14 protein-coding genes and 1 riboswitch are annotated in these 13,911 nt (G+C 69.1%); of the genes, 13 read left to right on the top strand and 1 reads right to left on the bottom strand.

Annotation, left to right across the window (positions count from 1 at the left end):
* Positions 1-240 precede the first annotated feature (240 nt).
* Complete coding sequence (locus AB4Y72_RS12360) at positions 241-2,412, bottom strand: DUF222 domain-containing protein (protein ID WP_441426456.1); 2,172 nt, start codon at positions 2,410-2,412, stop codon at positions 241-243.
* A gap of 320 nt (positions 2,413-2,732) precedes the next feature.
* Between AB4Y72_RS12360 and def the strand changes: the two genes are divergently transcribed.
* The 13 genes from def (at position 2,733) to hisF (ending at position 13,892) form a co-directional block, all read left to right on the top strand.
* Positions 2,733-3,305, top strand: a complete 573-nt coding sequence (def, locus tag AB4Y72_RS12355) for a peptide deformylase (RefSeq protein WP_441426455.1) — start codon at positions 2,733-2,735, stop codon at positions 3,303-3,305.
* The gene (gene fmt / locus AB4Y72_RS12350; RefSeq protein ID WP_441426454.1) at positions 3,302-4,222 is read left to right on the top strand and encodes a methionyl-tRNA formyltransferase; all 921 of its coding nucleotides are present in this window, start codon (positions 3,302-3,304) and stop codon (positions 4,220-4,222) included. Before def ends, fmt begins: the two co-directional genes overlap by 4 nt.
* Positions 4,219-5,916: an RsmB/NOP family class I SAM-dependent RNA methyltransferase gene (locus AB4Y72_RS12345; protein ID WP_441426453.1), complete on the top strand. Its 1,698-nt coding sequence runs from the start codon at positions 4,219-4,221 to the stop codon at positions 5,914-5,916. Before fmt ends, AB4Y72_RS12345 begins: the two co-directional genes overlap by 4 nt.
* A gap of 112 nt (positions 5,917-6,028) precedes the next feature.
* Entirely contained in the window at positions 6,029-6,685 is a 657-nt protein-coding gene (rpe, locus tag AB4Y72_RS12340; protein WP_441426452.1) for a ribulose-phosphate 3-epimerase, read from the top strand.
* A 138-nt stretch (positions 6,686-6,823) separates the two neighbouring features.
* Positions 6,824-6,974, top strand: a riboswitch (FMN riboswitch).
* Between the two features lie 94 nt (positions 6,975-7,068).
* Positions 7,069-7,812, top strand: coding sequence for a nicotinamide riboside transporter PnuC (gene pnuC, locus AB4Y72_RS12335; protein WP_441426451.1), 744 nt, complete (start codon positions 7,069-7,071; stop codon positions 7,810-7,812).
* Between the two features lie 95 nt (positions 7,813-7,907).
* A complete protein-coding gene (gene ribD, locus AB4Y72_RS12330; RefSeq protein WP_441426591.1) occupies positions 7,908-8,987 on the top strand; it encodes a bifunctional diaminohydroxyphosphoribosylaminopyrimidine deaminase/5-amino-6-(5-phosphoribosylamino)uracil reductase RibD in 1,080 nt (359 codons plus the stop codon).
* Entirely contained in the window at positions 8,987-9,673 is a 687-nt protein-coding gene (locus AB4Y72_RS12325) for a riboflavin synthase (protein WP_441426450.1), read from the top strand. Before ribD ends, AB4Y72_RS12325 begins: the two co-directional genes overlap by 1 nt.
* A complete protein-coding gene (gene ribB / locus AB4Y72_RS12320; RefSeq protein WP_441426449.1) occupies positions 9,670-10,386 on the top strand; it encodes a 3,4-dihydroxy-2-butanone-4-phosphate synthase in 717 nt (238 codons plus the stop codon). Before AB4Y72_RS12325 ends, ribB begins: the two co-directional genes overlap by 4 nt.
* Positions 10,387-10,426: 40 nt before the next feature.
* Positions 10,427-11,095 carry a GTP cyclohydrolase II gene (gene ribA, locus AB4Y72_RS12315; protein WP_441426590.1) on the top strand — a complete coding sequence of 223 codons (669 nt, stop codon included), beginning with the start codon at positions 10,427-10,429 and terminating at the stop codon, positions 11,093-11,095.
* A 126-nt stretch (positions 11,096-11,221) separates the two neighbouring features.
* Positions 11,222-11,707, top strand: coding sequence for a 6,7-dimethyl-8-ribityllumazine synthase (ribH, locus tag AB4Y72_RS12310; RefSeq protein ID WP_441426448.1), 486 nt, complete (start codon positions 11,222-11,224; stop codon positions 11,705-11,707).
* A 144-nt stretch (positions 11,708-11,851) separates the two neighbouring features.
* Positions 11,852-12,115 carry a phosphoribosyl-ATP diphosphatase gene (locus AB4Y72_RS12305; RefSeq protein ID WP_018772463.1) on the top strand — a complete coding sequence of 88 codons (264 nt, stop codon included), beginning with the start codon at positions 11,852-11,854 and terminating at the stop codon, positions 12,113-12,115.
* 102 nt (positions 12,116-12,217) lie between these two features.
* Positions 12,218-13,060, top strand: a complete 843-nt coding sequence (gene hisG / locus AB4Y72_RS12300; protein ID WP_441426447.1) for an ATP phosphoribosyltransferase — start codon at positions 12,218-12,220, stop codon at positions 13,058-13,060.
* Between the two features lie 55 nt (positions 13,061-13,115).
* A complete protein-coding gene (hisF, locus tag AB4Y72_RS12295; protein WP_223985926.1) occupies positions 13,116-13,892 on the top strand; it encodes an imidazole glycerol phosphate synthase subunit HisF in 777 nt (258 codons plus the stop codon).
* The last annotated feature ends 19 nt before the right edge of the window (positions 13,893-13,911 follow it).

Here is a 13,911-nt window from a genome sequence, read left to right as displayed (position 1 = left end):
TGCCTTAGGGATTCTTTCTGGTGTCTCGGCCGCCGCGCTGCCCCGCCATCCTTTTCTGAACTGTATGGCCTGAATTGACGCTGCCGCACTGTATGGCCTGAATTGACGCTGCCGCACTGTATGGCCTGAATTGACGCTGCCGCGGGCGGGTCGCTGTGTTGCGGCGGTCATCCCGGGCGTCGGTCCCCACTTGGACTTTTTCTTGGCTGCGGTTGGACGGCCATGACTATTAGCCCGTGACTATGCGGGGGTGGTGAGGTTGGCGGGGTTGAAGGAGTGGTTGCGGCGGGGCCGTTGGCGCGGGTCGAGGTGGGGTGGCGGGATGAACCAGGGGATGCCTCGTCTGACGTGGATGGTCCAGTGTTCCTTGTGGATCACGTGGTGGTGGTGGGAGCAGAGCAGCACGCCGTTTTCGGTTCCGGTGGTTCCGCCGTGGGACCAGTAGGTGATGTGGTGGGCCTCGCACCAGGTGGCCGGGATGGTGCAGCCGGGGAAGGCGCAGCCGCGGTCGCGGGCGATGAGGGCCTTGCGGTGGTGTGGCGGGAAGATTCGGGAGGCCCGGCCGATGTCCAGGATCCGTCCCTCGCCGCCGAGCAGGACGGGGATGATGTCGGCGTCGCAGGCGATTTTCCGCACGGTCGAGGCCGTGACCGGGCCGGTGAACAGCAGCGATCCGGTCTCCTGCACCGCTCCCGGGTGCCGGAACGCCCGGTCTGCCGGGTCCGTTCCGTTGTCAGCCGCGGCCGCTGTCGTTGCCGGGTCTGTAGGTCCGGCGGTGCTTTCGGCGGCGGTGCCTTCGGCGGTGGTGCCGAGCCGGGTCAGCAGGTCCCGGTAGTCGATGGTGACCATGACCTGCGGGCGCAGCCCGCCGGCGGCGGGCAGGGAGCCGGCGGCCAGGGCCACCTTGCAGCCCCCGACCAGGCCGTCGAGCAGCTTCTGCGCCCGGGAACGCAGGTCCAGGCCCGCAGCGCCCGGATCCTCCGCGCCGGGACGGTCATCCATTGTGGGACGATCCTGCACTGTGGGACGGTCCTCCACTGCGGGACGGTTCTGCACGGCGGGCATGGCAGCCTGATCAGGGGCGGTGTCCGGGATGCCCAAATCCTCCGAAACGCCGGCAGCCTGGAATCCGCAGGCCGACGCGCCAGGGGCGGCGCTGACCGTCCCGTCCGGGGAAGCGCCGACGGGAGCGGAATTCCAGCCGGTAGCAGCGAAGACGGCGGAACCCCAGCCGGCGGCAGTGCCGGCGGCCGAAGTCTCACCGGCATCAGAATCCCACCCCCTCGAAACGCCCGTCGCGGAACCCTCACCGGAGCCGGAACCCCAGCCGGCCGCTCCCTCGTGGGAGGCGCCGCCCGTCGCGGAGCCCTCGCCGGAGGCGGGGCCCTCGGCCGCGCCGGCGGCTAGGGGTGTGTCCGTGTTTACGGTGCCGGTGCGGGGGTTGGCGCCGGTGTTCATCACGGTGAGGAGGTGTTCGAACTGGTCGGTGGTCGCGAAGATCTCGAGGTGGTGCAGGCCGTGGCGCTGGCGGCGGATGAAGGCGCCCTGGAGCTGGCGCAGGACCTCCTCGGAGGGTTCGGCGCCGTCCTGGTCCAGCGCGTCGGTCCAGCCGCGGGCGACCCGGGCCAGGAAGTCCTGATCGTTATCGGCGGCCGTGCGGGTCAGGGCGTGTTCCATCCGGGCCGCGGCCTCCGCATCACAGACATGCCCGACCCGGTCCAGTGCGGCGGTGATGATCGTCGCGGCCCGGGAGGCGATCTCGCCCGCGGCGAGGGCGGCGCCGAGTTCCTCGTGCACGGCGGTCACCAGCCGGTCGGCCAGCCCCTGCCGGGGCAGCAGACGCTCGGCCAGGGCGAGCCGGCGCCGGACCTCCGCCGCGCCGATCAGCAGCCGCGCCCGCAGGAACTCCACGGTGTTCCGATACCCGTCATCCACGGCAGCCCCGCCGGCCACAGCGGGAGCCCCGCCGGCTACAGCCGGGGACACCGCCCCAGGTGAAACATCCTCCCAGGCCACAGCAGCACCGGCCAGGCCAGCCGCGCCGGCCGTGACGGTCTCGGCGGCTGCCGCAGGAGACGCCGGCGCGGACCCTGAGGCGTCGTCGCGCCAGCCGGTGGTCCACGAGGTGTTCGCCTTCATGGGGTCCGCCGCGGATTGTTTCCGGGCCCGGTCCACCGCGGACGCCGCGACGACCTGAAGGTACTCCACTGTGCGGGAGATTTCCTCCACGCTGCCGGCGAAGTCCGATGCCGCCGCCAATCCCCAGGACGCTGCGTCCTCGACCGCCGTGGAGCTCACGGCCCGGAGCGCGGCCAGGGCGCCGTCCACCCCGAGCTGCCGGGCCCGGACCGTGTCCCGGTCCGCACCCAGCCCCTCGTCTTCGAAAGGAATGAAATCCCTGGCGGCTTCCATGACTCAAATCTAGTTGGGAGGTCAGACATTCCTGGCGGGCATCGTCCATCACCACCGGCAGGCGCATCGCCTTGGACCCTGGCGCCTTGGACTCTGGCGCGCTGGACTCTGACGCCGTGGACCGCGACGCCCGGACGGCCCGCAACGCCGGCAGGGTCTTCACGAAACGTACTGAAACGCCCGCGGGATCCTGGACAAACGTACTGAAACCAAGCTGCCGCCCGCGACGGCCCCGACGAAACGCAGTGTAAACCAAGCGAAACGAAGTGCAACTAAACTGGACTGGATCCCTAGCCGCCCATCGTGAGGACAGATTGCACATGGCCATTTTGAATATCCGCATCATCGGCGATCCTGTGTTGCGCACAGTCGCGGATCCCGTGACGGAATTCGGGCCTGAACTGGCAAAGCTCGTCGCCGATATGACCGAAACCATGGAGGATGTCGAGGGTGCAGGCCTGGCCGCCCCCCAAGTCGGTGTGAGCCTGCGCGTCTTCACCTACCGGATCGGCGGCGTGGAGGGCCACATCATCAACCCCGTCCTGGAAAACAGCGAGGACTTCCAGCCGGACCAGGTCGAGGGCTGCCTGTCGATCCCGGGCCTCGGCTTCCCCGTCCGCCGGCATCGCCAGACCCGTGTGACCGGGGTGGATCTCCACGGAGACCCCGTCACTGTCGAGGGCGAGGGCATGCTGGCGCGCTGCTTCCAGCATGAGACCGACCACTTGGACGGCGTCCTCTACACGGACCGGCTGGAGGGCGATGACCGCAAGGCGGCCCTGCGCGCCATCCGCAATGCCAACTACGACGCCATCACCGAGCAAACAACGTCGAAGCGCGCGAAGACTGTGGGATCGAGCTTCGGCGGGTCCAGCTTCGGATCCACCCCGTGAGGGTACTTTTCGCAGGAACCCCGGCCGTTGCCGTGCCGTCACTGGACGCCTTGATTGACGCTGGGTTCGACGTCGTCGCCGTCCTGACCCGCCCGGACGCGCCTCTGGGCCGCAAACGGGTGCTGACGCCGTCGCCCGTGGCGGCCCGGGCCGCAGAGCTTGGCATCGAGATCATCCACGCCGCCAAGGTGGATGCCGAGGTCACTGCCCGCATCGCCGGCGCTGCGCCGGACGTTGCGGCGATCGTTGCATATGGCGGACTGATTCCCCGTGCGGCCCTGGATGTTCCCCGCCACGGCTGGGTGAACCTGCACTTCTCCCTGCTGCCGGCCTGGCGCGGCGCCGCTCCCGTGCAGCGCGCGGTGATCGCCGGCGACGACGTCACCGGTGCCGTCACCTTCCGGCTTGAGGAAGGGCTGGACACAGGCCCCGTCTTTGGAACACTCACCGAGACCGTGCACGACGGCGACACCGCCGGGGCGCTGCTGGAACGGTTGTCCCACAGCGGTTCGATCCTGCTGGCCCAGACGCTCTCCGCCATCGATGCGGGCAAGGCCGTCGCGCTGCCGCAACAGGGAGACGTGAGCCTCGCACCCAAGCTCAGCCTCGAGGACGGCCGGCTGGACTGGCGGCAGCCCGCACTGGCGATCGGACGCAGGGCCCGCGGCGTCACGCCCGAGCCCGGCGCCTGGACCATGCTGGACGGCCAACGGATCAAGCTGGAGCCGGTGCGCCCCGCCCCGGAGTCGGCTGCACTGAAGCCCGGGCAGCTGGCCCTGGACGGCAAACGCGTTCTGGTGGGCACGGGCTCCCACCCGGTGGAATTGACCCGGATCCAGCCTGCGGGCAAGAAAATGATGGCCGCCGCCGATTGGGCGCGCGGACAGGCAACACTTGAAAGCGTGGTATTCGAATGAGTGAGTCCGGGACAAGCGGCAGCGGCCGCGGCAGGGGCCACCAGCCCCGCGGACAGAATGGCGGCCAAAGCGGTGGCCAGGGTGGCGGCCAGTCCGGCTCCCGGTCAGGCGGCCAGAGCGCTGGCCAGGGTGCCCGCGGCGGCGCCCGGCGTGACGCCCAGGGCCGGGAGCGCAACCGCGGACCGCAGCGCGGCTTCACCGAGAACGCGCCCTCCCAGCGGACCCGGCGGGCCGATCCGGCCCGGCTCGTGGCCTTTGAAGTGCTCCGCGCCGTGGCAGCCGAGGACGCTTACGCGAACCTGGTGTTGCCGGCCCGGATCCGGCACCACGGGCTGGATAAGCGCGACGCCGGTTTCGCGACCGAACTCAGCTACGGCGCCCTCCGCGGCCAGGGAACGTACGACGCCATCTTGGCGCGCTGTGTCGACCGGCCGCTGGATCAGCTGGACCCCGCGATCCTGGATGCCCTCCGGATCGGCGCGCACCAGCTGCTCGCCATGCGGGTGCCCGCCCATGCGGCCTTGGACCAGACAGTAGGGCTGGCCCGCGCGGTGATCGGTGCCGGCCCGTCGGCGCTGATCAACGCCGTGCTGCGCAAGGTCTCAGCCCACACCCTCGATGAGTGGCTCGAACTGCTGCTCAGCTCCGAAACCGATGCCACCACGGTCGCGTCCATCCGCTTCGCCCACCCGGAGTGGATCGTCCGCGCACTTCGCCAATCGCTGGTGGCCCACGGCCGGCCGGCTGCCGAGATCGATGATCTCCTCGAAGCCGACAACGCCGCGCCCGTGGTGAACCTCGTGGCGCTGCCCGGGATCGGCAGCCTGGATGAGGCTCTGGAAGGCGGGGCCACCCCGGGCGAACTCGTCGAGGGATCGGCGCTGTCCAGTGGTGGTGACCTTGGCCGGCTCGCCTCGGTCCGTGACGGCAGCACCCGGGTCCAGGACGTGGGCTCGCAGCTCGTTGCCCGCGCCATGGCCGCCGTCGACCTCGACGCCGGCAGCGGGCAGCCCGGCGGGCAGCCAGTCGCAAAGGATCCAGAAGATCACGACGTCGACGGCGGCGGGGAACAGGGGCCGGGACGTAACAATGCGGGGGAGCGCTGGCTGGACCTGTGCGCCGGGCCCGGAGGCAAGGCCGCTCTGCTCGGTGCCCTCGCCCTGCAGCGGGGCGCCCACCTGCTGGCCAACGAATCCGCCGCGCACCGTGCCAAGCTGGTCCGCCAAGCCCTCGCCGCCGTTCCTCGGGACACCTGGGAGGTCAGGACCGGAGACGGCCGCGACCTCGGGGCCGAGCAGCCCGAGTCCTTCGATCGGGTCCTCGTCGACGTCCCGTGCACCGGGCTCGGGGCTTTGCGCCGCCGGCCGGAATCGCGTTGGCGGCGCACGCCCAAGGACCTCGTGGATCTGGGTCCGCTGCAGCGGCAGCTCCTGAACTCCGCCCTCGATGCCGTCAAGCCCGGTGGCGTGGTGGCTTACGTGACCTGTTCCCCGCACCCGGCGGAGACGACCGCCGTCGTGAGTGATGTCCTGCGCAAGCGCGAGGACTTGGAACTGCTCGACGCCGGCGCGGCGCTGGACAGCGTCAGCCTCACCGGCCACCTCGGGGCCGGCCACGAGCTCACCGCCCAGCTGTGGCCGCATGTGCACCACACGGATGCCATGTTCCTGGCCCTCATCCACAAGAAAGCCTGAACGCCCAGCGATACTAGCCAGGAGCCGCCTTGCAGGACGCGTCCTGCAAGGCGCCTTGTGGCCCACGACTTTCATCAGAACGAGACTTCATCAAAACGAGAAGGAATCCCGCATGACCAAGTGCTGCATCAACCCGAGCATCCTTTCCGCCGACTTCGCCAACCTTGAGGCGGAGCTGGCCCGGATCAGCAACGCGGATGCCGTGCACGTCGATGTGATGGACAACCACTTCGTGCCCAACCTTTCGCTGGGCCTGCCCGTGGTGCAGCGCCTGCAGGAAATCAGCCCCGTGCCGCTGGACGCGCACCTGATGATCGAACACGCCGACCGCTGGGCTCCGGCCTATGCCGACGCGGGCGTGGCCTCCGTGACGTTCCACGCCGAGGCATCGATCGCCCCGATCAAACTGGCGCGGGAACTGCGGGCCCGCGGGGCCAAGGCGGGGCTCGCGCTCCGGCCCGGGACCGGCGTCGAACCGTTCCTGGACATGCTGGGCGAACTGGACGTGCTGCTGATCATGACCGTGGAGCCGGGCTTCGGGGGCCAGGAATTCCTGGACCTGACGCTGCCCAAAATCCGGCGGGCCCGGGCGGCAATCGACGGCTCGGGCCTCAAGGTGGCGCTGCAGGTCGATGGCGGCATCACCGAGGACACCATCTTCCGGGCCGCCGAAGCCGGAGCGGACGTGTTCGTGGCAGGATCGGCCGTCTACGGCGCGGAAGACCCTGCCGACGCGATCGAACGGCTCCGGGCAGCCGGAAGCCGCTGAGCCAGCCGGGCTCCGGTCAGGGAACTGTCGTCAGAGAGCTACCGTCAGTGAACGGCGCGCAAACATGACCCGGACCGTAATGTGCGGAGCCGGGAATAGGCGGAGTCCGGCCCCGGTTGTGTCAGAATAACAACACACATACGTGCTCCGGGGTCGGTGTAAGTCCGAACCGGCGGTGACAGTCCGCGACCCGCGCGCCAGTGCCCTTCCCCGGAAGGACGCCGGCAAACGGTTGAATCGGTGAAATTCCGGTACCGACAGTTAAAGTCTGGATGAGAGAAGCACGTACAGCTGTTACTGCGGCGCCCTCAAGGCGTCGCATGATTGTGCTGTCGTAAACCCCCGGAGCCATCGCGGTTCTTGAGGGAAGGAACGACACACACATGAACTTTCTGCGATGGCTCTTCGAAGCACAGATCCCGGTTGGCGGATCTGTCCTGATTCTTCGCGAAGTGCTTGGCAACATCTTTGGCCTGGCCAGCGCCCTGGGCGGCATGCGCCGCCGGGTCTGGGCCTGGCCGGTCGGCATCGCCGGCAACCTCCTGCTCCTGACCGTCTTCCTCGGCAACGTCTTTGGTTCGGCCGCGCCGGCCACCCTGTGGGGCCAGGCCGGACGCCAGATCATGTTCATCGGCGTCGCCTTCTACGGCTGGTATCGCTGGCGGCAGGGCGCACACGCGGACGACGCCGGTGCAGCCATCGCGCCGCGCTGGGCCGGTAACACGACCCGGCTGATCCTGGCGGCCTCACTGGTGGCAGGCACCGTTGCGCTCACCCCGCTCTTCGATTCGCTCGGGTCCTATCCGCCCGTCTGGGCCGACGCCTGGACGTTCGTGGGCTCCCTGCTCGCCACCTACGGGATGGCACGCGGCTGGACGGAATTCTGGCTCATCTGGGTCGCAGTGGACATCGTGGGCGTCCCGCTGCTCTTCAGCGCCGGGTACTACGCCAGTGCCGTCATGTACCTGTTCTACGGCTTCTTCACCCTGGCCGGGTTCTTCGTCTGGTGGCGCGCTGCCAAGGTGCCGCGCGCTGCGGCCGTGCCCGCCGGCCAGCCTGCGGCCGGGTCTGAATCGGAGGTAGCGGACTCTGACGTTGCCCGCTCTGATCTGGCGGTCCGGGCATGAGCAGCGGTCATCTCGCCGCGGCGTCCGCATTCGGTGCGCCGGATGCCGCCGGGCCCGACGCCCAAGTTCCGTTCAGCGCCGCCGAGCGTGCCGCGATGCAGGCTGCCCTCGCGGCCGCGGCGCAAGGCCCGCGGGGCGCCAACCCCCTCGTGGGCGCCGTGGTGATCGGCACCGACGGAACGCCCCTCGTGAGCGGTTACCACCGCGGAGCCGGGACGCCCCATGCCGAAGCCGACGCCATCGCCCAGGCGAAGGCGGCCGGCCTGGACCTCAGCGGCGCTGCGATCGTGGTGACCTTGGAACCCTGCAACCACTGCGGACGCACCGGGCCCTGCGCCCAGGCGATCATCGAAGCGGGCATCACCGACGTCATCTACGCCGTCGACGACCCCCACGATCCGGCCGCCGGGGGAGCCGGGACGCTCCGCGCCGCGGGCGTCCGGGTCCGGTCCGGGCTGGCGGCCGAGGCCGCGCTGGAGTTGAACCGCCGCTGGTTCGACGCCGTCGCCGCCAAACGGCCCTTCGTCACCCTGCACATCGCGCAGACCCTGGACAGCCGCATCGCGGCCAGCGACGGCACCAGCCAGTGGATTTCCAGCCCGGAGTCCTTGGCCGACAATCACGCCCTCCGGGGCCGGATTGACGCGATCCTCGTCGGCACCCAGACGGTGCTCATCGACAACCCCCGCCTCACCGCCCGGAACTCCGACGGCGAAGCGGCCGGCAAACAACCGTTGCGCGCCGTCATGGGATACCGGGGCATTCCCGACGGCGCGGCCATCCACGGTAGCGACGGCAACGTCGTGCACCTCGCCACGCGCGATCCGCGTGAGGCACTGGACCAGCTGTTCGAAAGCGGCGTCCGGCACGTCATGGTGGAAGGCGGTTCCAGGATTCTGGGCGCGTTCCTGGCGGCCGGCCTTGTCGATGAACTCATTGTCTACCTCGCGCCGACGCTCCTTGGCTCCGGCACCGCGGCCCTCGAGGACCTCGGCATCACCACGCTGGCCGACGCCCAACAGTGGGAATGGGATCCGGCATCCGGAGGTGCCGTCCAGATCCTCGGCCGCGACCTCCGGCTTCACCTTCGCCCGGCCGGCCCCGCCGCCACCTCTCCTTCATCCGATACCACCCCGCACCGCACCGGCGCGGACACCGCCGCAGGAGGCAACTGATGTTTACTGGAATTATTGCCGAGCAAGGGAAGGTGCTGTCCATTGAGCGTAACGGCGACGTCAGTGCCACCGTTCGGCTGCACGCGCCCGGCACCACGGACGGCCTCGCCCTGGGCGGTTCCATCGCCGTCAACGGCGTCTGCCTCACGGCCACCCAGATCGACGGCAAGGACTTCAGCGTCGACGTCATGGGCGAGACCCTTGTGCGCAGCACCATCGGGGAACTCGCTGCGGGCGATCCAGTGAACCTGGAACGCTGCGTGCCCGCCGGGGGACGGCTGGACGGCCACGTTGTCCAGGGACATGTCGACGGCGTCGGCCAGCTCCTGGAACGCGAGGGACTCGGCAACTGGGACCGGCTCCGGTTCGGTGTGCCGGCCGGACTGGCACGGTACATCGCCGAAAAGGGATCCATCGCCGTCGACGGCGTCTCCCTCACCGTGAGCGCCGTCAGCCCGGCCCATGATCCCGCCCCCTGGTTTGAGGTCGGGTTGATCCCCACCACACTGGCTGAGACCGGCCTGGGCGGCAAACCGCTCGGCGGCCGGGTAAACCTCGAGGTCGACGTGCTGGCGAAATACACCGAGCGTCTGCTGGCCTTTGCCGGCGGATCGTCGCCAGCAGCTCACAGGGCATCGTCGGTTCCCGCCGCGGAAGCCGCACCCAGCGACGGGAGCGGGAAATGAGCCGCGTCAAAGACCAGCCCGGCCAGGACCTGGCCGGGGACCTTCGTGCCACCCTTGTTCCGGGCTCCGGCCGGGCAGCCCTCGATCCGATCGAGGATGCCATCCGTGCCATGGCGGCCGGACGTCCCGTCCTGGTGGTGGATAACGAAGACCGCGAGAACGAAGGCGACATCATTTTCGCCGCCCAGCACGCGACGCCGGCGCTCATGGGCTGGACGGTCCGCTACAGCTCCGGCGTGATCTGCGTGCCGCTCGACGCCGGCCGGGCCGACGCCCTCGCGCTGCCGCCGATGGTAGCCATCAACGAAGATTCCAAGGGCACCGCCTACACGGTGTCCTGCGACGCCGCGGTGGGCGTCAGCACCGGAATTTCCGCCACGGACCGCGCCCTGACGGCCCGCACGCTGGCCGATCCGCAAAGCCAGCCGAGTTCGCTGACCCGTCCCGGGCATGTTTTTCCGCTCCGCGCCGTTAAGGGGGGAGTACGGGAACGTCCCGGCCACACGGAGGCGGCCGTGGACCTGTGCCGGCTGGCCGGGCTGGAGCCCGTGGGAGTGATTGCAGAGCTTGTGGAGGACAACGGAGAAATGATGCGGCTGGACGGACTGCGCAGCTTCGGCCTGGAGCATGGCTGCCCCCTGATTTCGATTGCGGATCTGGTGGAGTACCTTGAAACGAAACAGCACGGCAGCCACACGCCGGATTCCGTCTGATGGAGGAGGAAGAGTGACGACTTCGGAGACCCGAGAAGAAATGGCCGGGGCGCGCAAGCCGCATCCGGTCAGCGCAGGCCCCATCGTCCAGCTGCCCACCGCGTTTGGCCACTTCGTGGCGCAGGCATGGACTGATCTGGCCACCGGTGCGGAGCACCTGGCAGTCAGTTCGCCGATGGCCCCCACTGACGGCCAGGCCCCGTTGGTCCGCCTCCACTCGGAGTGCCTCACCGGGGATGTGTTCGGCTCCTATCGCTGCGACTGCGGCGAGCAGTTGGCCTATGCGCTCGAGCTGATTAATGAACTGGGCGGCACGTTGCTCTACCTGCGCGGCCAGGAGGGCCGCGGAATAGGCCTGGCGAACAAGATCAAGGCCTACGCCCTCCAGGAAGCTGGGTTCGACACCGTCGAGGCCAACGAGCAGCTCGGGCTGCCCGTCGACGCGCGCTGCTACAAGGCCGCGGCCCAGATCCTCGCGGAGATGGGACTGCACGAGGTCCGGCTCCTGAGCAATAACCCGGACAAGCAGGACCGGCTCGCCCAGGCAGGCGTCAAGGTCGTGGAGATGGTCCCCACCGAGGTTCCCTCCAGGGAGCAGAACATCCGCTACCTGCAGACGAAAAAGGACCGGATGGACCACCTGCTGGTCCTGGACGTGGAACCCGCGCCCGCCGCAGGCCTGGCCGGCTTCGAGCACGACCAGGACTGACCGGAGCCCGCCGGGCCCCGACGCCCCCGATTCACCCGCCACCCCCCTTTCCCGCGTCATGCCGGCTGCCCGGCAGGGCAGAGGGCCGGCGGACCAATCATCAGCCTCAACAGCAAGGAAGACTTCATGAGCGGCCACGGCGCCCCCCAGATTGACCTCAGCACCTTCAAGCCGGAAGAAACGTCCCAGCTCAAACTGGCCATTGTGGCAGCGAGCTGGCATACCCAGATCATGGACGGTCTCCTCGACGGCGCCCTGCGCGCCGCGAAGGACGCCGGCATCAGTGAACCGACGGTCCTCCGGGTGCCTGGCACGTTTGAGCTCCCCGTTGCGGCGGCCCGGCTGGCGCCGCACTTCGACGCCGTCGTGGCGCTGGGCGTCGTCATTCGGGGTGGTACCCCGCACTTCGAATATGTCTGCGAGGCGGCCACCGTGGGCCTGACCGAGGTCAGCGTCCGCACCGGTGTCCCGGTGGGCTTCGGCGTGTTGACCTGCGATACCGAACAGCAGGGGATCGACCGGGCAGGCCTGCCGGGTTCCACCGAGGACAAGGGACACGAGGCCGTCACCGCCGCACTGGCCACGGCAGTGACCCTCAAGCAGTTCGGCTGAGCCGGCGCACCGGCTAGCACCGGGCAGCCGGCACCCCGCCGGCTGCCCGGGTGTTTGTGACCTGCTGTGCAATGCCTCACATCCCGCCCGTCACGCAACGGCCCGGCAGGCGAACCCGCGCCGGAAGCAAGTAGGCTTGGGGGCGTGAAGAATTTCGAGTCGCTGTTCGCAGAACTGAGTGAAAAGGCAGCCGTCCGCCCGGAAGGCTCCCGCACCGTCGCCGAACTGGATTCCGGAGTCCACGGCATTGGTAAAAAGGTCGTGGAGGAAGCAGCCGAGGTCTGGATGGCTGCCGAGTATGAATCCGACGAAGCTGCCGCTGAGGAAATTTCGCAGCTGTTGTACCACCTGCAGGTTCTGATGCTCGCCAAAGGACTCACCCTGGAAGACGTCTACAAGCATCTCTAGCCGCGCACGCACCCGGACGCCCGGACTCATCCGGCGGATCCCGTGCACCGCGTGGCCGATGTGCCCCCACAGATCCTTCCAAACCCAAGAGAGACTTTTCCCATGCTTAGAGTTGCCGTCCCGAACAAGGGATCCCTGTCCGAAGCCGCCTCGGCCATGCTCGCCGAGGCCGGCTACCGTCAGCGCCGCGACGCCCGCGAGCTGGTCATGGTGGACCCGGACAACGATATTGAGTTCTTCTTCCTGCGCCCCCGCGACATCGCCGTCTACGTCGGCCAGGGAACGCTCGACGTCGGCATCACGGGCCGCGACCTGCTGCTGGACGCCGAGGTCGAGGCCGAGGAATTGCTGCCGCTCGGCTTCGCCGCTTCTACCTTCCGCTTCGCCGGCCCGGTGGGCGATTTCACCACCATCGACCAGCTCGAGGGCAAGCGCCTCGCCACGAGCTATGACGGGCTGCTGCGTGGCTACCTGGCCCAGCGCGGCATCAAAGCCAAGGTGGTCCGCCTCGACGGCGCCGTGGAATCCTCCGTGCGCCTCGGCGTCGCGGATGCGATAGCCGACGTCGTCGAGACCGGCACCACGCTCAAAGCCGCCGGCATGGAAATCTTCGGCGAGCCGATCCTGAACTCCGAGTCGGTGCTGATCGGCCGCAAGGGCGAGCAGAACCCGGCAACTGAGGTGCTGATCCGCCGGCTTCAGGGCGTCCTGGTGGCCCGGCAGTACGTGATGATGGACTACGACATCCGCAAGGAGCTCGTGGAGCAGGCCGCCGGACTCACCCCGGGCCTGGAATCGCCCACCGTCTCGCCGCTGCGCGATTCGGATTGGGTGGCCGTCCGCTCGATGGTGCCCAAGCGGGAAACCAACCGGATCATGGACGAGCTCTACGACCTCGGCGCCCGTGCCATCCTGGTCAGCAGCATCCACGCCTGCCGCATCTAGGCGCGGCAGCCGCCGAGTCCCTCCAGCAACACCCTCCAGCAGACCAGGAGAAGTCATGACTGTAGCCGTGCGCGTCATCCCGTGCCTCGACGTCGATGCCGGCCGCGTGGTCAAGGGCATCAACTTTGAAGGCCTTCGCGACGCCGGGGACCCGGTGGAACTGGCGCACCGCTACGACAACAGCGGCGCCGATGAACTGACCTTCCTCGATGTCACCGCCTCCTCCGGCAACCGCGAAACCACGTTCGACGTCGTCCGCCGCACCGCCGAGGAAGTCTTCATCCCCCTGACGGTCGGAGGCGGCGTCCGTGGGGTGGCCGAGGTGGACAAACTCCTGCGCTGCGGCGCGGACAAGGCGGCCATCAACACCGCGGCCGTCGCCCGGCCGGACGTCATCGACGAGATCACCCGGCACTTCGGTTCCCAGGTCCTGGTGCTTTCCCTCGACGCCCGGCGCACCCGCCCGGGATCGCAGCCCACCGCCTCCGGCTTCGAAGTCACCACCCACGGCGGACGCCAGGGGACCGGGATCGACGCCATCGCGTGGGCCAGGGAGGCGGCGGACCGCGGGGTGGGGGAGATCCTGCTCAACTCGATCGACGCCGACGGCACCAAGGACGGCTTCGACGTCGAGCTCATCCGCCTGGCCCGGGCCGCGGTCAAGGTCCCGCTCATCGCCTCCGGCGGCGCGGGCAAGCCGGAGCACTTCCCGCCGGCGGTGGCAGCGGGCGCCGACGCCGTCCTGGCGGCCTCGGTCTTCCACTTCGGACCCCTCGACATGATCGCCCAGGTCAAAGCTGCGATCCGGCAGGCAGGCTTCGAGGTCCGCTAGTCCCCACCCGCCCCCTATC

The organism is Arthrobacter sp. YAF34 (assembly GCF_052113245.1).
Lineage (GTDB): Bacteria > Actinomycetota > Actinomycetes > Actinomycetales > Micrococcaceae > Arthrobacter.
The sequence above is the reverse complement of the archived record's forward strand: the minus strand, read 5'-3'. Positions and strand labels throughout refer to the sequence as shown.